Annotated in this window: 17 protein-coding genes; 4 read left to right on the forward strand and 13 right to left on the reverse strand. The window is 39.8% G+C overall.

Features of this window, described 5'->3' with window-relative positions; all coding sequences use genetic code 11:
• Positions 1–135 precede the first annotated feature (135 nt).
• Positions 136–813, reverse strand: a complete 678-nt coding sequence (locus A5N88_RS14925; RefSeq protein ID WP_232317634.1) for a uracil-DNA glycosylase — start codon at positions 811–813, stop codon at positions 136–138.
• A 339-nt stretch (positions 814–1,152) separates the two neighbouring features.
• Between A5N88_RS14925 and A5N88_RS14930 the strand changes: the two genes are divergently transcribed.
• Positions 1,153–1,509, forward strand: coding sequence for a YflT domain-containing protein (locus A5N88_RS14930; RefSeq protein ID WP_066267476.1), 357 nt, complete (start codon positions 1,153–1,155; stop codon positions 1,507–1,509).
• Between the two features lie 67 nt (positions 1,510–1,576).
• On the opposite strand, the gene A5N88_RS14935 is transcribed toward A5N88_RS14930, so the two are convergent.
• From A5N88_RS14935 to rsgA, 6 genes are all read right to left on the reverse strand, one after another.
• Positions 1,577–2,599, reverse strand: a complete 1,023-nt coding sequence (locus tag A5N88_RS14935) for a ThiF family adenylyltransferase (RefSeq protein ID WP_066267477.1) — start codon at positions 2,597–2,599, stop codon at positions 1,577–1,579.
• Between the two features lie 26 nt (positions 2,600–2,625).
• Positions 2,626–2,859 carry a molybdopterin converting factor subunit 1 gene (gene moaD, locus A5N88_RS14940; protein ID WP_066267482.1) on the reverse strand — a complete coding sequence of 78 codons (234 nt, stop codon included), beginning with the start codon at positions 2,857–2,859 and terminating at the stop codon, positions 2,626–2,628.
• A complete protein-coding gene (locus A5N88_RS14945) occupies positions 2,852–3,316 on the reverse strand; it encodes a molybdenum cofactor biosynthesis protein MoaE (protein ID WP_066267484.1) in 465 nt (154 codons plus the stop codon). The genes moaD and A5N88_RS14945 overlap by 8 nt, the downstream gene beginning before the upstream one ends.
• Positions 3,317–3,335: 19 nt before the next feature.
• Positions 3,336–3,938 carry a molybdenum cofactor guanylyltransferase gene (gene mobA / locus A5N88_RS14950; RefSeq protein WP_083953167.1) on the reverse strand — a complete coding sequence of 201 codons (603 nt, stop codon included), beginning with the start codon at positions 3,936–3,938 and terminating at the stop codon, positions 3,336–3,338.
• Between the two features lie 56 nt (positions 3,939–3,994).
• Positions 3,995–4,378 (reverse strand): VOC family protein, encoded by a 384-nt coding sequence (locus A5N88_RS14955; RefSeq protein WP_066267486.1) that lies wholly within the window; start codon positions 4,376–4,378, stop codon positions 3,995–3,997.
• 448 nt (positions 4,379–4,826) lie between these two features.
• Entirely contained in the window at positions 4,827–5,891 is a 1,065-nt protein-coding gene (rsgA, locus tag A5N88_RS14960; protein ID WP_198160293.1) for a ribosome small subunit-dependent GTPase A, read from the reverse strand.
• A gap of 1,007 nt (positions 5,892–6,898) precedes the next feature.
• Here rsgA and pdxK point away from each other — a divergent pair.
• The 3 genes from pdxK (at position 6,899) to bshB2 (ending at position 9,023) form a co-directional block, all read left to right on the forward strand.
• Positions 6,899–7,714 (forward strand): pyridoxine/pyridoxal/pyridoxamine kinase, encoded by an 816-nt coding sequence (gene pdxK / locus A5N88_RS14965; protein ID WP_066267487.1) that lies wholly within the window; start codon positions 6,899–6,901, stop codon positions 7,712–7,714.
• A gap of 262 nt (positions 7,715–7,976) precedes the next feature.
• Positions 7,977–8,324 carry a YojF family protein gene (locus A5N88_RS14970; protein ID WP_066267489.1) on the forward strand — a complete coding sequence of 116 codons (348 nt, stop codon included), beginning with the start codon at positions 7,977–7,979 and terminating at the stop codon, positions 8,322–8,324.
• A gap of 15 nt (positions 8,325–8,339) precedes the next feature.
• Positions 8,340–9,023 carry a bacillithiol biosynthesis deacetylase BshB2 gene (bshB2, locus tag A5N88_RS14975; RefSeq protein WP_066267490.1) on the forward strand — a complete coding sequence of 228 codons (684 nt, stop codon included), beginning with the start codon at positions 8,340–8,342 and terminating at the stop codon, positions 9,021–9,023.
• 119 nt (positions 9,024–9,142) lie between these two features.
• Here the strand turns inward: bshB2 and A5N88_RS14980 are convergent, their stop codons facing one another.
• The 6 genes from A5N88_RS14980 to A5N88_RS15005 all read right to left on the reverse strand — a co-directional run bounded on the left by A5N88_RS14980 (position 9,143) and on the right by A5N88_RS15005 (position 17,322).
• The gene (locus tag A5N88_RS14980) at positions 9,143–10,027 is read right to left on the reverse strand and encodes a Cof-type HAD-IIB family hydrolase (RefSeq protein WP_066267494.1); all 885 of its coding nucleotides are present in this window, start codon (positions 10,025–10,027) and stop codon (positions 9,143–9,145) included.
• A gap of 121 nt (positions 10,028–10,148) precedes the next feature.
• The gene (locus tag A5N88_RS14985) at positions 10,149–11,156 is read right to left on the reverse strand and encodes an ABC transporter permease (RefSeq protein WP_066267496.1); all 1,008 of its coding nucleotides are present in this window, start codon (positions 11,154–11,156) and stop codon (positions 10,149–10,151) included.
• Positions 11,153–12,025 (reverse strand): ABC transporter permease subunit, encoded by an 873-nt coding sequence (locus A5N88_RS14990; RefSeq protein ID WP_066267497.1) that lies wholly within the window; start codon positions 12,023–12,025, stop codon positions 11,153–11,155. Before A5N88_RS14990 ends, A5N88_RS14985 begins: the two co-directional genes overlap by 4 nt.
• A gap of 437 nt (positions 12,026–12,462) precedes the next feature.
• On the reverse strand, positions 12,463–14,610 hold the full coding sequence (gene recQ, locus A5N88_RS14995; protein ID WP_066267498.1) for a DNA helicase RecQ: 2,148 nt from the start codon (positions 14,608–14,610) through the stop codon (positions 12,463–12,465).
• A gap of 227 nt (positions 14,611–14,837) precedes the next feature.
• Positions 14,838–16,121 (reverse strand): ATP-binding protein, encoded by a 1,284-nt coding sequence (locus A5N88_RS15000; protein ID WP_232317583.1) that lies wholly within the window; start codon positions 16,119–16,121, stop codon positions 14,838–14,840.
• A gap of 232 nt (positions 16,122–16,353) precedes the next feature.
• Positions 16,354–17,322, reverse strand: a complete 969-nt coding sequence (locus A5N88_RS15005; RefSeq protein WP_066267499.1) for an L-threonine 3-dehydrogenase — start codon at positions 17,320–17,322, stop codon at positions 16,354–16,356.
• Between the last annotated feature and the right edge of the window lie 106 nt (positions 17,323–17,428).

Raw genomic sequence — 17,428 nt, forward strand, 5'->3', positions numbered from 1 at the left:
AGATGGACAATTCCTAATCATTAAAGACTCGGTGAAATATCTGTTAATAAACTCTAATAAAACCTTTTACTCTCTGAGGATATCGACATGTTTCACGTGAAACATGTCGAAGTAATTATAGCATCTTAAGCATTATCAGCTCTCTATTTCCCAATCAATCACAGGTAAACCATGACTCTCTAATATCTTATTGATATGTGAGAAAGGTCTGCTCCCAAAGAAGCCACGGCTTGCAGATAATGGGCTCGGATGAGGAGATTCAATCACATAATGTTTGGCCGTATCAATTAAATTGATTTTTGTCTGAGCAGGCCTTCCCCATAGCATAAAAATAACAGGACTATCTTTTTTATTTATTTGCTTTATCACTTCGTCAGTAAAAGTTTCCCATCCCCTATTTTTATGGGAATGTGCCTCTCCTGCCCTTACTGTCAACACAGTATTCAATAGCATCACACCCTGCCTAGCCCACTTCTCGAGACAGCCGTTATTCGGCACGGGAACTCCTAAATCAGAATGAAGCTCTCTAAAAATATTTCTCAGTGAAGGAGGAAACTTAACACCAGGCTTAACCGAAAAGCTTAGGCCATGCGCCTGATTTGGCCCATGATAAGGATCCTGTCCAAGCAGAACAACCCTAACGTCATGATATGGAGTAAATTGAAAAGCATTAAAAATGTCCTGCATCTCAGGATATATGGTTTTGGTTTCATATTCATTTTGAAGAAATTCCATCAGGTTTCTGTAATAAGGCTTCTTAAATTCATCTTGCAGCACATTTAACCAATCTGTATTTTTCAATTCCAGTTTTATATTCTGGCTCACTGACACCATCACCTTTCATATTCATGTAATCATTTATAGAATACCGATTAACCTATAAAAAACTTTTTTCGCCAACCGCGTGACTATTTCCCTTAGAAAAGGAAATAAAACAATACCAAGTTGATAACTTGGAATAAACGAAGATTCAAGTAATATTTGTATGTAAATAACTTATAAGAATGACATCTTCTAAACTAAACACAGTTATTACTGAAATTTCCTTAGCATATTTTTCAATGTTTAATGTATGAATGGATGGGCTATATAAAAAGTACAAACGCGGGGTTTCATCTTAAAGTCCCGTTTAACCAAAGAGGAGGAATTATCATGTATAAAGTAAATGTAGTTGAAAATGGTTTGCAGGCAACTGAACTTATCAATAATTTAATGAATGACGGCTTTGAGAAAGACCATATTTATCTTTTTGCACATGATGAAGATCGCTCTAAGGATTTAACGGATGCCACTGATACAGGGACAGTAGGCATGAAGGAACAAGGCTTATTTACGCAGGTCGGAAATGTCTTTAAAAAACGAGGCGATGAGCTCCGTTCAAAAATGACTTCACTCGGCCTAACGGACATAGAAGCGGAGAAGTATGAGCAAGCACTCGATCAAGGAAAAGTCGTTTTAGTGGCTGCAAAGGATGCTGACCATACGAATGATGACAGAACGATTATGTAATACAATTAAACTATGTTAAAAAAGCTTCCGGCCTGGGCCGGAAGCTTTTTATATTATAAATTCTTCCTTACCCCATCAATGAATGATAAAGTTTTTTTGCCTCCATAATTTCCTTTGTTCCATGAACTAAAGCACGTCCATCTTTAAATAAAACCATTCTGCTGTTGTTTTTCTTTACAGATATAAGATAGGGATTTCCGCTCACCTCATAGCCTGCACTTCTCCACTCTAAAACAAGCATTTCCAATGAGATAGCCATTTTGCTGGCAGGACGAATCTGGACGGTGTCCCGCCCGCACAACACAGCTGTTTTAAGTTTACTTTCATCGGATAAAAAAGGATATACCGGATTCTCCCCGCAGGTTAAACAAGCAGGATCCTTCATGGAATCCGCTTTTAAAGAGAGCGTTTGATTTGACCACAAGTCAAATGTAACGTATGTGTTTCGGAGATCCTCCATACTACCGCTCAATATCTTTAAGGATTCCGCAGCTTGGTAGGCCGTAACCATATGAACCGTTGGAGCTATAATCCCCACCGTGTCACAGGTTTGCCCCTTCATAGGAAGCTTCTTTATTAGGCAGTGCAAGCATGGTGTTTTTCCAGGAAGGATTGTATAGGTTGCCCCAAAGCTTCCGACACATGCCCCAAAAATCCATGGAATGCTGAATTTGTGGGCAATATCATTAATTAAAAAGCGAGTCTCAAAGTTATCCGTCCCATCTAAAATCAGGTCTGTGCCAGGCGCCAGCTTTTCCAGCAGGCTGAAGTCCGCCTCCCCTGTAATGGCTTGGATTTCAACGTCTTTATTTATCGAAGAAAGACGCTGCCTTGCTGCTTCGGCTTTTGGCCATTTCTGCAGGGCATCCTCCTCTGAAAATAGCTGCTGCCTTTGAAGGTTGCTTTCTTCTACATAGTCACGGTCAATAAGTGTAAGTCTGCCGATGCCTGCCCTCGTCAGCATTTCTGCCAGGCTTGTACCTAGAGCACCTACCCCAATCAGGAGCGCATGCTTATTGCGAATCTTTTTTTGCCCCTCTTCTCCAATCGGTGCAAACAATGTTTGCCGGGAATACCTTTCAATGCCCATCTGCACTGCCTCCCTTCCTCTTAATCTTAACCTCCACTGACAGGAGGGATAAGAGCAACGATGTCACCGTTCTTGATCGTCGTGTCTTCCCCTGTAAACTCTTCATTCACTGCCACCATAACGGAGTCCAGGCTAATACGATTATTCATTGTTTCCAGCTCAGCCTTCAATTCTTTAACGGTTTTCCCCTCCGCTTCCATTTCAAGCTCACCTCTGCCGAATTTATCACGCAAATCAGCAAATAAAAGAATTTTAACCATGTATGTTCAGCTCCTCAGGTCTTCCTTTCGGATATTCCTTAGTCCCTTTTTGATTTCCTACCCACTCTTCTCCGTCTTCCCAATGCTCTTTTTTCCAAATAGGAACGATTTCCTTAATCCGTTCGATGGCATAACGGTTTGCTTCATAGGCTTCGGCACGATGGGGAGTAGAGACCGCAATCACAACAGCGATATCCGATCTCTCTAAACGGCCAATTCTATGTGAAATGGCCGTTACGGTTCCTGGCCATTTCCCCTCTATTTCTTTTCCAATCCTTTCAAGCATTTTCAACGCCATGGGCTCATATGCTTCATACTCTAAATAAAGGGTTTTCCTGCCGTGGGTTAATTCTCTCACAGTACCAATAAACGTTGTAACCGCACCAGCTTCTCGTTGAATTACTTTTTGAACTACGGACTCTATACTAATAGGCTGGCGTGTGATTTCAAAACTCAATTCTTTCACCTCTTACTCATTATAGTTGTCTCGCAATTTCTTTTGCTCGGTGATAGTCTTCCACCGTATTCATATTCCAGAAACAAGCTTCCCACTCTTCCTGAACCTCTGGCGGAGCATCATCCTTGTAAACCAATTGAACCTTAATTTTATCAAAGAGGCTTTTCATTGCTTTTTTTCCAGCTTGCAAATTTTCTCTTGCTGCAATTTGTGCTCTGCCGGAATAAGCCCCGAATAAAAAATGCTGTTTGCCCTGATCAACAGGAATAATCGCATCATAATTTCTTTCCTTAAGAAGGTGTACAAGCCAATTAGCCACTTTTGCTGAAACAAAGGGCATGTCACATGCGACAACCAGACATGAATCTGTTTTTGCAGCAGCTAAACCTGTAAGCAAACCCGCTAATGGTCCTTTTCCTTTAAACTCCTGCTCATCGTTAATTACCTTGATTCCAAGATGCTGATAGGTATCCGGACTGTTTGTAACAATGAGCATTTCCTCAGAGATGGGTGAGAGAGTATGTACAATGAGCTCAATGATTTCACAGCCATTCAATTTCATTAATGCTTTATTTTGTCCCATCCTTCTGGATTTCCCGCCTGCTAACACAATTGTCTTCACTTTATGCCTCCCAGCTCGAATATCCGTATACTTGCCTTTGTATGTAGAAATTCCTGTTATGGTGCAACCAGTTCCACCTTTATTCTATCCGGATCCTCGAAAAACACAGCATAATGATTTGGCCCTCCTGCATAAGGATGGCGATCCTCATAAAGAATTTTTACCCCTTTTCTTTTAAGTTCTAACGTCAGATCGTCCACTTGCCGCCTGGAGCTTGCATGAAAGGCCAGATGGTTCAAGCCTGTATGTGATCGATGATAAGCAGAGGGCAAATATTGATACATTGTCTGCACAAATACTAGATAAGTCGACTCTTGCTTCCAGCTGATCCCTGACTCCCATTGCTGGAATGTTTCATATCCAAGACTTTTCATTAACCATCCCCAGAACATTTTGGTTTTCTCTAAATTTGATACATTAATCTCTATATGATGGAGCATAGGAGCACGCCTCCTTATTAAGCCGATTTCTCTATCTACCTTTATTATATGGGTTTAAGCAGAAAAAACCTATTAGAAGACATTCTTACATTCCTTGATTTAAAAAGATTGCTAGAGGATGCCCTGGCATTCTGAGTGTTTCGTCAACAGCAGAGGGATATGCTTATTGATATTTAGTTAATTTTAGATGAATATATAATCTATCCGTGTTTATTTCTGGCGTTTTTCTTTAAAAACCGATTCTGGAAGCTGATTTAAGGACAATGCAAGGTGCGCGGAAAGGGATTTTTTCACTCGTACTGATTTTACGGGCGAGTTTCTTACTTTTTCGGGCGAAAATAAGGATCTTTCGGGCGAAGTAGGACTATACACCTATATTACCCTCTGCTTTTTTCGTTAGAGCTTAAATCGAAAAAGCCCGGCATTCTGCCAGGCTTTCCATTTTCCATCACCGCTTCTTCATCTTCTTCTGATCATTGGAGAGCTTTTTCCACTTTGCTCTTTCAGCCATCGCCGCTTTTTGGTTTTCTTTGCGCTCGAGAAAGGCTAGCTCCTTTTGAAGCTTTAGATAATGAACCAAACGTTCTTCCTCCAGACTGCCATTTTGAATCGCTTCCTGGACAGCACATCCCGGTTCCTTTTGATGAGTACAATCACGGAAACGGCAGTTTTTTGCAAAGCTCTCAATATCAGAAAAGCTATGATTCAAACCATCACTTGCTTCCCACAGCTGCAATTCTCTCATCCCCGGAGTATCTATTAAAATACCTCCGTTTTCCATTACAATGAGTTCCCTGTGAGTCGTTGTATGACGGCCCCGGTCATCACTTTCACGTATAAAACTCACCTCTTGCTTCCTTCTCCCAAGAAGTGTATTAATTAATGTTGACTTACCCGCGCCAGAAGATCCAAGCAAGGCAATGGTATGTCCTTGCTGAAGATAAGGCTCGAGTTTCTCTAATCCAGTATTGGTTTCAGCACTAATATAATGAATGGGCACGCCCATTGTACTGGCCTCGAGCTCCCTGATTCTCCCTTCAATATCTTTGCAAAGGTCAGACTTACTCAAAATAACAACGGGATTCGCACCGCTTTCCCAAGCTGATAAAAGATATCTTTCAATTCTCCTGACATTAAAATCTGCATTCAAGGCATTTACCAAAAAGACCGTATCCACATTTGCAGCAACAATTTGTTCATCGGTTGTATTGCCTGCGGCCTTCCGGGAAAACTTGCTTTGGCGCGGTAAAACTGCATGAAGAGTAGCTTTTTGTTCATGGAGCCGTGGAGTTAATACCACCCAGTCCCCTACTGCCGGATAGTCTTCTCTTTCGGAAGCATGGAAACGCATTTTGCCTGATATCTCTGCCAGCAATTCCCCTTCCTCCGTCAAGACACGATACATTTTTTTATGTTCAAGAGCAATTCGACCTGCTGAAAAACCCTTCTGTTTATATTCCTGAAATGCCTCTTCAAAAAAAGAGTTCCAACCAAGTTCATTTATATTCAACATGTATTCCTCCAATTATTTATTGAAAGGTCTCTTAATGCTGTATGCGATCTCCGCTTCAGGCGTGCGCTTTTTTGCGTATGATTCGCGAGCTGCCTCGCCACTTGCACCTGCTTTTTAACACAGGAACCCTGCGCCTTCCGTTCCAATCAACAATGAGCTTTTATCAACCTATCCTAATGAAAAAAGAACCGTTTCCGGCTCTTTAAATGGATTTTTCCCATACAAAAAAACCATAAGCCGAATATCAGCAGCCTATGGTTTTATTCATACATTAAACATGTGAAGAAAATGAACAGACCGATCTGTTTAAAATCCTGTCCCATAGGCTGCATTATGAAATTGAACGTGTGATATACCATATACAATTGACATAATACATACCTCCTTTATAAATGACAGAATTTTTTAATTAAACTTATTTTAGCGTAAAATTACTATCAAGTAAAGCCTTTTCAATAAAAATCAATCACAGCAGCACAAAATTTTCTTATTAAATAGTTGCCCTGAACGTAAATCTGTTGTTTTTTAGCTCATTTTACAGTAAAGAAAGGAAACCAAAGCAAACTTGTTTGCTTTGGTTTCCTTTCTTTACTGTAACCTTTCAGCTGAGCTGAAAGGCGTGTGAAACTAACGTTTCACACGAATGAGCTAAAAAACGAGCAGTTACAAACCAGCCTACAAAAAAGAATAGAAGATGTATAGTTTTCCTTTGAATGGGCCATACTTTTGATAGACGATGATATCCCCCCTTTTTAGTTCATCCTATGGATGGACTTTTTTTATTGGCTCTATTAATCTTGCCTGTTGTTTTCCACTGATGATAATCGCTTTCCGTTGGCGGGAGAAGTCTCGCGCCTTACACTTTAGAAGTAAGATCGGCATTGATCTTTAGCAGAGTTATTTATTCAATCATTTCCATGCAACTATTCTATTTGTTTTTCACTTATGAATGGTTTATCCTAAAAAAAGAATAAATGGATTATCGTTTTTTAGAGGAGGAAAAGCAAATGACTATACCAAAAGTGTTTACCCTGGCAGGTTCAGATTCAAGCGGCGGTGCTGGCCTTCAGGCAGATTTAAAAACCTTTCAAGAGCTAGGTGTCTACGGGATGTCCGCCATTACTTCTATTGTCACAATGGATCCTAACAACCACTGGCATCACAATGTTTTTCCTATTGATGTAAAAACAGTAGAACCGCAATTAGATACCATTCTATCCGTAGGAATTAGTGCAATGAAAACGGGTATGCTGGGTTCAGTTGATATCATTAAATTAGCAGCGCAAAAACTGGATGAATATAAGCTTGATCAAGTGGTCATTGATCCTGTTATGGTCTGCAAGGGGGAAGATGAAGTGCTTATGCCTGAAAATACAGATGCTATGCGCGAATATCTTTTGCCTCGTGCTGCGGTTGTGACACCTAATTTATTTGAAGCATGGCAGCTGGCGCAAACCGGTCCCATTAAAACGATTGAAGACATGAAAGAAGCTGCTGTAAAAATCCATGAACTGGGTGCCAAAAATGTTGTCATTAAAGGCGGAAAGCAGCTTAAGCATGAGAAAGCCGTTGATTTATTCTTTGATGGAAACGAATTTACCCTTCTTGAAAAAGAAAAGCTGGAAACCTCTTATAATCACGGTGCAGGCTGCACATTTGCAGCAGCCATTACCGCAGAGCTTGCAAAAGGGAACTCTGTCAAAGATGCTGTGCACACTGCAAAAGACTTTGTCACAGCTGCCATCAAACACGGATTTGCTTTAAATGAATATGTAGGACCTGTTATGCACGGTGCTTATACACGCTTTAAAGAACACAAATAAATTGGCCTTTTAAGAAAAGCTTCGGCGCCTATCCGCTGGCTGATAAGCGCTGGAGCTAGACAGAAACTGTTTTAAAAATTTTATAACTTCTTATCCTTTAAAAAAACCGGGTTCATGCACCCGGTTTTTTTGAGATCTATCTTTAGTACTTTTTTCTTTTTCTTCAGGACTAATCATACTTTTCGCATTCTGTTTCTATTTTTAGTAAACTAATTACGTATACTATCGTATATATTTTCTTTACTCTAAGGGGGACACTCTTTTGGAACCTATTTCTATTTCTCAGGTCCAGAAACACATTGATGAATTTGCTGGACAGGAAGTATATATACACTTGGAAACAACAAATGGGGCCTATGCTTCTCATTTTAACGAAGCCTTCTTCTCTGCAGGTGCCTATATCCGCAATGCGAAAGTAATCTATGAGCATGGAAAAATTGTTGGCGAAGGTCCCTATCGTGCAGGACTTAAAATGGAGATAGGCTGGATTTATGCAGAAGGACTTACTCATTTTGAACTGGATGAGTATGGACGGCTGCTTTTAGCTGGTCATGACTATGATGGAAAGATGGCGGTTGCACTTGAAATTAGCAAAACGCCATTTGAATAGGAGGTTTTAACTGCCATGGAAAAAGAACGTCAGGTATTGGTCATTTTCCCCCATCCAGATGATGAAGCCTTCGGGGTTTCCGGAACGATTAGCTTGCACGTAAAAAATGGAACTCCTGTTACGTATGCTTGCTTAACATTAGGCCAAATGGGAAGGAATTTAGGCAATCCTCCATTTGCAACGAGAGAATCCCTTCCGAAAATCCGCAAAGAAGAATTACAAAAAGCTGCAGAGGTCATGGGAATTCAAGATCTTCGAATGATGGGACTGCGGGATAAAACAGTAGAATTTGAGAACGACGACAAGCTAACTAAAATGGTTTCAGATATGATTGATGAACTGAACCCTTCTCTCATTATTACGTTTTATCCTGGTTACTCTGTTCATCCTGATCATGAAGCTACGGGTCGAGCAGTCGTACGTGCAGTCCGTAAGCTTCCTGAGAATAAACGTCCAAAGCTTCACTGTGTTGCTTTTGCCAACAATCACGAAGCGGAAATTGGAAAGCCTGATATCATTAATAATGTCAGTTCTGTCACTGAACAAAAGCTGAATACAATGAAAGCACATATATCTCAAACAGGCTGGATGATGGCACAGAGGGAAGATCTGATTAAACAGAAAGATCCTCAGACTATGGCTTGGCTTGAAAATGAACGTTTTTGGACATACAAATGGAATCAGGACAAGGTAAAATAACCTATTTAGACACAACGTTTTTAATGATGCGAAAAAGGAAAGCAACCGGGACCATAGGCTCCTAATTGCTTTCCTTTTTTATTAAGCTTTGTTTAAGGACTTGTTGTATAGCTTAGAATTTAGTTTCCAAGCTGCTGCTTTTGATTGCTTTCAAGTGCTTTCAAAATTGCCTTGCCTACTCCGCTATCGTCATTCAGCACTGTTTGATATCGGCAAAATTCTTTTACCTCAGGCTCTGCATTGCCCATGGCAACAGGATATCCAACTTTTTTTAACATGGGCAGATCATTAAAGTTATCTCCTAAAGCCATTGTTTCAATTAGAGTAATCCCTCTTTTTGAGGTAAAATCTTCAAGAGCGATTCCCTTTTGTGCTCCAATGTAGTTAATCTCCAAATTTCCATGTCCGGATGAAGTTACTTTTATCTCTTCAAATTCCTGGAGTGCTATACTGCACTTTTTAAGCATTTCATCAACATTGGAAAAAGCAATCATTTTATAAACAGATTGATCCTGATTTTCAAGGATGTCTTTGTAATTCGTAACTGTTTTTAAAAGTTTTTTGGAAGCACGTTCTTTAACCTTTTCCCGAATAGCTTCTTTCGATCGTTCCGGATTTGCCGTTTTTAAAATATCTACAAGAATTTCAACGTTCTTATCGTAATTTTCCGAATAGGTACCTTGATTTGTGTACAGTTCAAAATAAATGCCGATTTGATTTAACATCTCTGCCACTTTAACAGAAAGAGAAGCGGGCATGGAATTTGTTCCTTCAATATTTCCTTCTTCGTCTCTGATTTCAGCTCCATTGACGCCAATTACTGCACACTTAATCCCAGCTTCCTTTAATAGCATATGTGCTTCCTGGTAAGAGCGGCCGGTTGCCACGACAAATTCAATTCCCTGTTCCTGTGCTTTTAAAATGGCCTGCCGGTTTTCTTCAGTGATTTCCTGTCTTGAATTTAACAATGTTCCATCCATATCTGATGCAATACAGCGAATCATTTTAAACACCTTCCTGGTACTTCCATAATAATGTTTAATGTACCAATAACTATATTACCCTATAAACAAGCCATTCCTATACTCCGAAGTATGCTTATGGAAAATTATATTGCTCTTCGCACTAAGACGTTTTTCTTACCAGCTGAAATTCTTCTTTTCTTGGATAAGATTTAATTTTTTGTACGTTTCTTTTCTGTTTTTTCCTCTTGAAATAGTGTGTGTGCCCTGTGGTTGCTTGGACATATCCTTCTATTATAAAAGAAACAGCAATCATCGTAATAGCAAAGCAAATAATAGGTGTCAAAGGCACCCAAACGGCAGCATGCAAGTAATTAAACGTATCCCCTATCAGCCCTGACCATTCATACGTTATACTCATCGGCGGATCATCTCCACCCATAGACACATGGGATCCCCCGAAGAAAAGCTTTAAATATCCTAAATGGGAAAGCACTATGAGTGCCTGCATCATTTGCTGTCCAAACAGCACAAACAATTTTTCCTTCATTCCCGGAATAATATGTTTTATAATAAGCCTCCATTGCCCTGCACCAAGCGTCTTTGCACAAATGATATATTCATTTCGAAGCATTCTGCCTGTCTCATTGCCAATAATAACGGCAATAACAGGAACAGTTAATGCAGCAAGAATGATCACTTCAAGGAACATTCGAACAAATAAACCCATGCGAAAACCATCTTCAGGCTCCATTAAAACCGGGGTCAGAATATAGAAGGAAATAACGGTCAAAGGGATAAAATGAAACGAATCCACTAGACTGCTTATATATTTTTTATACCTTTTCAAGTAAAGTCCAAGTAAAATTCCTATTGGGATAGCCATTGCCATTCTAAATACCGCGATAGACAACGCGCCAAGAATGGTATATTTTGCCCCCAGCAATATTTTGCTTAACATATCATTTCCTGCTCTGTCTGTTCCAAATGGCAATTTCCACCTTGGCGAAATAGGAGACGCTGCCTCAAGGTTTCCGTTTTTTCCAAATAAAAACATGACTTGATGCACCTTGTTATGTACTGCGGAGGTATAAATAAAGCTTGTAATAACCAGTCCAGTAATAAATACAAATCCTATCAAAAATAAAGGGTTTTTAAATGCTTTTATCATAAACTGGTTTCACCCCCAGTCACTTTCTTTTCTAGTATCCACTCTCCCAATGAATAAAAGAGAAAAATGGGCAAGAAAAAAACGATCAAGGAAATAGTGAAAATCTGCGGATTAAGATTTTGCAATAAGAAGGTCATAATACCAGACATATTAAAGAGCACTTCAAGGACAAAAAGGTTGGAAAGCATAAACCAAACAGTTGATTTAGATTGGAAAAACACATGTACGATGGCATTCCTAAAAACATGAAAAACAAAAATACCAGATTTTTTTATGCCAATGGATGCTGCGAGCAGAACATATTCTTTGTCTAATTCATCTTCAAATATGATCATACACAGCCTGAATAGCTGGATCGCCGGAAGGATTGAAAGGCAGATAATCGGGAATAAGTACACTTTTTGGGGACCTATCTCTGCAAGTCCTGCGAGAAGAACTCCAGTCTTTTGATAAATAAAAATAACAAATAATTCTCCCAAGGCAATAATAAATAAATCTGGTATAGACTCCAGTATGTAAAAGATGAATTTTATGAATCTTTTTAAACGGTGGCGCAGTTTTACGATAAAAAAGGTGAGTAAGAGTGCTGCCGCAGCTGCAAGGAAAAAGGCACTAACCAGAATGGTTAAAGAATAGCCGATCAGGCCAAACAAGTTGGGAAATAACGGCTTCTCGAAGCCCATATAAAAGTAGATTAGATGTTTAGGATGAAGAATACCGTGAAAGATTTCATAAAGAGCTTCTGCATACCCCTTCCAGTTTAATCCCCCTTGGTTAAGGTCTCCCAGCAGACCTGGAAGGCCGCCTGTCAAAATAATTCCTATGCACGAAAGTATAAATCGAGTAATCAATTCAAACAGCTTTCGCATGGCACTTCCCCTTTTAAACATTTTTATTTCGGATATAAGATACTTTCTAAATATAATTTATTTTTACAAATTTATCAATAAATAGAAAAATATAATATTTAAAGAAAAGCGGAAGTGCCTTGTTCATCGGCGTACGAATCTCAGAGTCTTCGACTGAGATAAAGGATACACAGCGAGGGACGAGCTGATGTTGACTTATCGTAGGGAGTAGACGGAGAAATTCGCTAGCCGATAGGCGCTGGAGCTGGACAGAGAAAAGCGGAAGTGCCTAGCTCATCGGCGTACGGATTCCGTAGTCTTTGACTGAGATAAAGGATGCACAGCGAGGTCTTTTACGAGCTGATGTTGACTTATCATAGATTTGTTTAATAAAAAACTCTATACTCATCTTTCAAAAACAAAAACGAACCAGGCTATCTTTACCTGGCTCGTTTCTCTTAGTTTGGCTGAAGCTTTTCTTTTTGAATAAAAGCCCTGATCATAAAAAAGGTAACTTCTTCAGGCAAGAGCTCCTTTATAGGAGTCAGCCTGTCTGTATTGGCCTCTTTATAGGCAGCGGCTATTAATTTCTCATATTCTTCCGGAATAAATTCTTCCCATTGAATAGGCATTCCTTCTTCCGCACATTTAATGAGATGCGCTTCAATGGTCCTTATGGACATGTTCCGGTTTAGCGCAATCTCTTCAAGCGGTAAGCCTTGTATTAATAGCTGATACGTAGTGTGATGACTTTTTTCTTTTGAATCTGATTGCTTACTTTTTTGTGCGGCAGACACGGTCATCTGTTCTATAACTGCAGCATTCCCTTCTATCCCGTGCTGCTGCTTATAGGATTGAATGGCTTCAAGAAAGATCTGCCCATATTGTTCAAGCTTTTTCTCCCCAACTCCCTTCACCTTTAAAAACTCGGAATAGGAGCTTGGCAGAAGGCTGCAAATCTCCCTTAAAGTCTGATCTGAGAAAATGATGTATGGAGGTATCTTTTCATTTTCTGCCAATTCCTTCCGCAAGGCTCTCAAGCTTTCAAAAAGCTCATGATCTTCCACAAGCTGGGCCGCACGCACCATTTCTTTCCGCATAACTGATTCCTCTGAAAGTAATACCTTAAAGGCCTTATTAGTTAAAGAAAGGACAGGGAATTGGCCATCAGAAGGGACTAAGTAGCCATCAGCCGTTAAAAAATCAATAAATTCATTGATATATTTTTGTGTTTTATCTCTCATAATTCCATATGTGGATAAAGAGTTAAATCCCATACTTTTAATCTTTTGGTCATTTGAACCGCTGAGGACCTTTGTAATAAAGGTTTTTCCAAATCGCTCATTCATTCTCTTAATACAGGAAAATACCATTTGAGCTTCCCTTGTCACATCAACCTGCTCACGCTTATCGGTACAGTTGCCGCATTTCCCGCAGGGAGCAGCATCTTCTTCTCCAAAGTACTGAAGGATAAATTGTTGAAAGCATGTTTCTGTGTGACAATAAGAGACCATTTTTCTAAGCTTCCCATATTCACTTTCCTTGCGTTCTTCTTCCATGATGGATTGATCCAATAAGAATTTTTGGATATGCACATCCTGAGGAGAGAACAAAAGAATACATTCACTTTCAACTCCATCCCTGCCTGCGCGTCCAGCTTCCTGATAATATGCCTCCATGTTACGCGGAATATGATAGTGAAGCACATACCGTACATTGGACTTATTGATGCCCATGCCAAATGCAGAAGTGGCTACCATAACAGAAATATTGTCAAAAAGGAATTGTTCCTGAAAATCCTTTCTCTGGTTCTCACTCATACCAGCGTGATACTTTCCTGCCCTCACACCGCTATTTACAAGCTGTTCATGAAGACGGTCTACTTCCTTTCTTGTCGCTGCATATATAATACCCGCCTGACTGCTGTTTTGTTTTATATAATCAAATAAAAATCGGTCACGGTCCTGGCCTTTTACAACGTTGAAGTGAAGGTTTTCCCTTGCAAAACCGGTTAAAATAACATTTTCATGTGAAATATCAAGGAGATGAAGGATATCCTCTTTTACATTTGGGGTAGCGGTAGCGGTTAAAGCTGCAATGACGGGCTTTGGCTGAATTTGCTGGATTAATTGCTTTATTAAAAGGTAGCTCGGTCTAAAATCATGGCCCCATTGACTAATACAATGAGCTTCATCAATGGCAATCAATGACACTTCAATTTCTTTTATTAATTGCATAAAGGCAGCTGACTCAAATCGTTCAGGGGCAATATAAAGAAGTTTGTATTTTCCGGATGCAGCTCCAGAAATGGTTTCCCTTATCTCATCATTTGAAAGAGAGCTATTAATGAAAGCTGCTGAAACACCCGCGCTCACCAGGGCATCCACCTGATCCTTCATTAATGAAATGAGCGGTGATACTACTAGTGTGACTCCGGGAAGCATTAAGGAAGGCACTTGATAGCAAATCGATTTCCCTCCTCCTGTTGGCATAATGCCCAGGGAATCACGCCCGCTCAGTATATTATGGATTAACTTTTCCTGGCCTGGCCTAAAATCCGTATATCCAAAGTAAGTACGAAGTATTTCTTTTGCCTTTTGGTTCATTCAATCACTCCCTATTGTTTTTTTCATCGCGGAATTAATATAACCATCAATATGGAGATATCCTTAAGCTATTATAACCCCGTACCTTCTATATAACTCTATTAACCTTGCTGTAAATTCTGCTCCAATTCACCATGTTGTTCAACCGTTAACAGAGCTTAAAATAAAAAATGAGCCCGGGATTTTCCCGGAGCCAGACAAAAGATACATAAAGCAATCAGCAAACCTTAACCTGCAGCAGCCTGCTTAATTAATGGAAGGATAACCAAAACATCCGTGCCGACCCCTTCCTCACTTTTCAATTCTAAAATACCATGGTGCTGCTGAATGATTTTCTGGCTGATGGTTAATCCAAGTCCCATTCCTTTTTCTTTTAATGTGTAGAATGGCTCCCCGATCTTATTAAGACGCTCCGTTGGAATCCCAATTCCTTCATCGGATATTGTCACTTTAACCTTCTCAGCATTTGACTCTGTATCTATCCTTATCGTTCCGCCATTTGGCATAGCTTCCATTGCATTCTTTAAAAAATTGATGAAGATCTGAATCAGCTCATTCCGGTCTCCTTTTATCACTTTTGGATGATTATCATCACAAAAGATAAGCTGTACATCTTTCAGCAATGCTTCCGGCTGCATGATGTGGAGAACATACTGAATAATTTCTCTTAGAGATGTTTCGCTATAGCACCTGCTCTGCGGCTTAGAAAGAGCTAGGAGCTCACCAGCTATTTGGTTAATCCGGTCAATCTCGGAAATCATGACATTTACATATTCATCTGTAATATTTTTAGTTTCATGCATGAACTGGGTAAGGCCCTTAATACTGGTCAGCGGATTGCGGATTTCATGTGCAATTCCAGCAGCCAGTTCTCCAACGACAGAAAGTTTCTCTTGCTTAATCAGCATAGATTCAGCAACCTTTTGCTGAGAGATATCGCGTCCTATTGTCAGCAGCCCCTTACGATCTCCATTCGGGTAAAAGAGAGGAATTTTTAGAACATCAAAACTTTTTTGCTCCCCTGAAGGTACCTGAAAGGATTCTTCTACTCGCATCAGCTCTCCGCTTAGCCATGCTTCCTCATCTGAAATAAAGCACTGGTCAAATCCTTCTTTAAAAAATGGAGTCAACTCGCCAAGCTCTATATCTGTTTTTCCAATGTAATCAACATTTTCCAAGTGATAGAGCTTTCTGCCGAAATCATTTACGCGAACCCAGCGGCTTTTATGATCTTTAAAACAAACAAAATCCGGCATTGCATCTATTAAAATAGACCACCTTTTCTCCTCTTCCTCTACTTTTTTAAGCTTGGAAAAGAAAAGAGAAAGACGGTACATTGAGAAAGTAATAATGGTAAATGCCAGTAACGATATAAAAACAATGGCTCCAATAAACCAGCTTGAGCGCTGAAAAAACAGAACAAAAATCATTTGTGTGCAAAAGAGGAGTATAAGTATAACGGCGGTTAGATACCAAAACCTTCTTCGACTTTCACTCATTATATAGTCCATATTTTGTTTTTTCCTCTATTCTCGAGTTCTACTGTTCTTATTTTAACAGAAAGCGGCTCTTCATAATATACTTTATTTGGAATAATCCAATAGATGCCCGCCGTTTTGTAACAAGGCATAGGAAGCTTTGCCGGTGATGATCAAACATCCATCTGAATGACAGCAGCAAAAAAGAGCTTTATTTCAGCGGATCAGAATATACCACTTTGAAATAAGCTCTCTTGCGTGATCTTTAATTTACTGCACGTTCAGCGCTTTGAAGTTTTTTTCCAAGCTTCTCCAGCATATCTGCCGTCATTTTTTCAAGGTTATATTCCGTTTTAAAGCCCCATTCTCTTTGGGCAGCAGAAGAATCAATGGAATTAGGCCAGCTGTCGGCAATCGCCTGTCTGACTGGGTCAACCTGATAATCCATTTTAAAGCTTGGCATATGCTTTTGAATTTCGGCTGCTACATCCTCAGGAGCAAAGCTCATGGCTGTAATGTTAAATGCATTGCGATGAATCAGTTTACTTCCATCAGCTTCCATCAAATCCAGGATAGCATTTAAAGCATCCGGCATATACATCATATCCATATAAGTGCCTTTATCAATATAAGAAGTATATTGCCGATTACGAATTGCTTCGTAGTAGATTTCTACTGCATAATCAGTAGTGCCGCCTCCGGGCTCTGCTTCATATGAAATGAGGCCTGGAAATCTTACTCCCCTCGTATCAAGACCAAACTTATGATAATAGTAGTCGCAAAGAAGCTCGCCGGATACCTTGTTGACTCCATACATTGTAGTAGGACGCTGAATGGTATCCTGAGGTGTTTGGTCCTTTGGTGTTGAAGGACCAAATGCACCAATAGAACTAGGTGTGAAAAATTGGCATTTTAACTCTCTTGCTGTTTCAAGTGCATTGACCAGTCCGCCCATATTCAGGTTCCATGCAAGCAAAGGTTTTTTTTCTGCAGTTGCAGATAAAAGAGCTGCCAGGTGAATGATGGTATCAACCTTGTATTTGCTGGCAATGTCAAACATTTTTTGTTCGTCTGTTACATCCAATATTTCAAATGGTCCGCTTTTGACTACATCACTGTCGTTGCTGCGGATATCAGTGGCAATAATATTGCTATCTCCATAGACAGATCGAAGTTTTGATACAAGCTCTGTACCAATTTGTCCAAGAGATCCCGTTACTAGAACCTTCTTCATTGTCGTTTCCTCCCAGATGCCTGTTTTTTTGCCAAGCATTCCTATTAAACTAGGCTTTGTTAATAGACACTGTCGTTTTTCAGCTTATCAAGTGAAACATCCGCTT

It is taken from the genome of Heyndrickxia acidicola (genome assembly GCF_001636425.1).
Classification (GTDB): Bacteria; Bacillota; Bacilli; order Bacillales; family Bacillaceae_C; genus Bacillus_AE; species Bacillus_AE acidicola.

Bases quoted from the DNA above. Each gene is read 5' to 3' on its own strand.
- A5N88_RS14930 (WP_066267476.1), top strand. From the start codon at position 1,153: ATGTATAAAGTAAATGTAGTTGAAAATGGTTTGCAGGCAACTGAACTT.
- A5N88_RS14935 (WP_066267477.1), bottom strand. From the start codon at position 2,599: ATGGGCATTGAAAGGTATTCCCGGCAAACATTGTTTGCACCGATTGGA.
- moaD (WP_066267482.1), bottom strand. From the start codon at position 2,859: ATGGTTAAAATTCTTTTATTTGCTGATTTGCGTGATAAATTCGGCAGA.
- A5N88_RS14955 (WP_066267486.1), bottom strand. From the start codon at position 4,378: ATGCTCCATCATATAGAGATTAATGTATCAAATTTAGAGAAAACCAAA.
- rsgA (WP_198160293.1), bottom strand. From the start codon at position 5,891: ATGTTGAATATAAATGAACTTGGTTGGAACTCTTTTTTTGAAGAGGCA.
- pdxK (WP_066267487.1), top strand. From the start codon at position 6,899: ATGACTATACCAAAAGTGTTTACCCTGGCAGGTTCAGATTCAAGCGGC.
- bshB2 (WP_066267490.1), top strand. From the start codon at position 8,340: ATGGAAAAAGAACGTCAGGTATTGGTCATTTTCCCCCATCCAGATGAT.
- A5N88_RS14980 (WP_066267494.1), bottom strand. From the start codon at position 10,027: ATGATTCGCTGTATTGCATCAGATATGGATGGAACATTGTTAAATTCA.
- A5N88_RS14985 (WP_066267496.1), bottom strand. From the start codon at position 11,156: ATGATAAAAGCATTTAAAAACCCTTTATTTTTGATAGGATTTGTATTT.
- A5N88_RS14990 (WP_066267497.1), bottom strand. From the start codon at position 12,025: ATGCGAAAGCTGTTTGAATTGATTACTCGATTTATACTTTCGTGCATA.
- recQ (WP_066267498.1), bottom strand. From the start codon at position 14,610: ATGAACCAAAAGGCAAAAGAAATACTTCGTACTTACTTTGGATATACG.
- A5N88_RS15000 (WP_232317583.1), bottom strand. From the start codon at position 16,121: ATGGACTATATAATGAGTGAAAGTCGAAGAAGGTTTTGGTATCTAACC.
- A5N88_RS15005 (WP_066267499.1), bottom strand. From the start codon at position 17,322: ATGAAGAAGGTTCTAGTAACGGGATCTCTTGGACAAATTGGTACAGAG.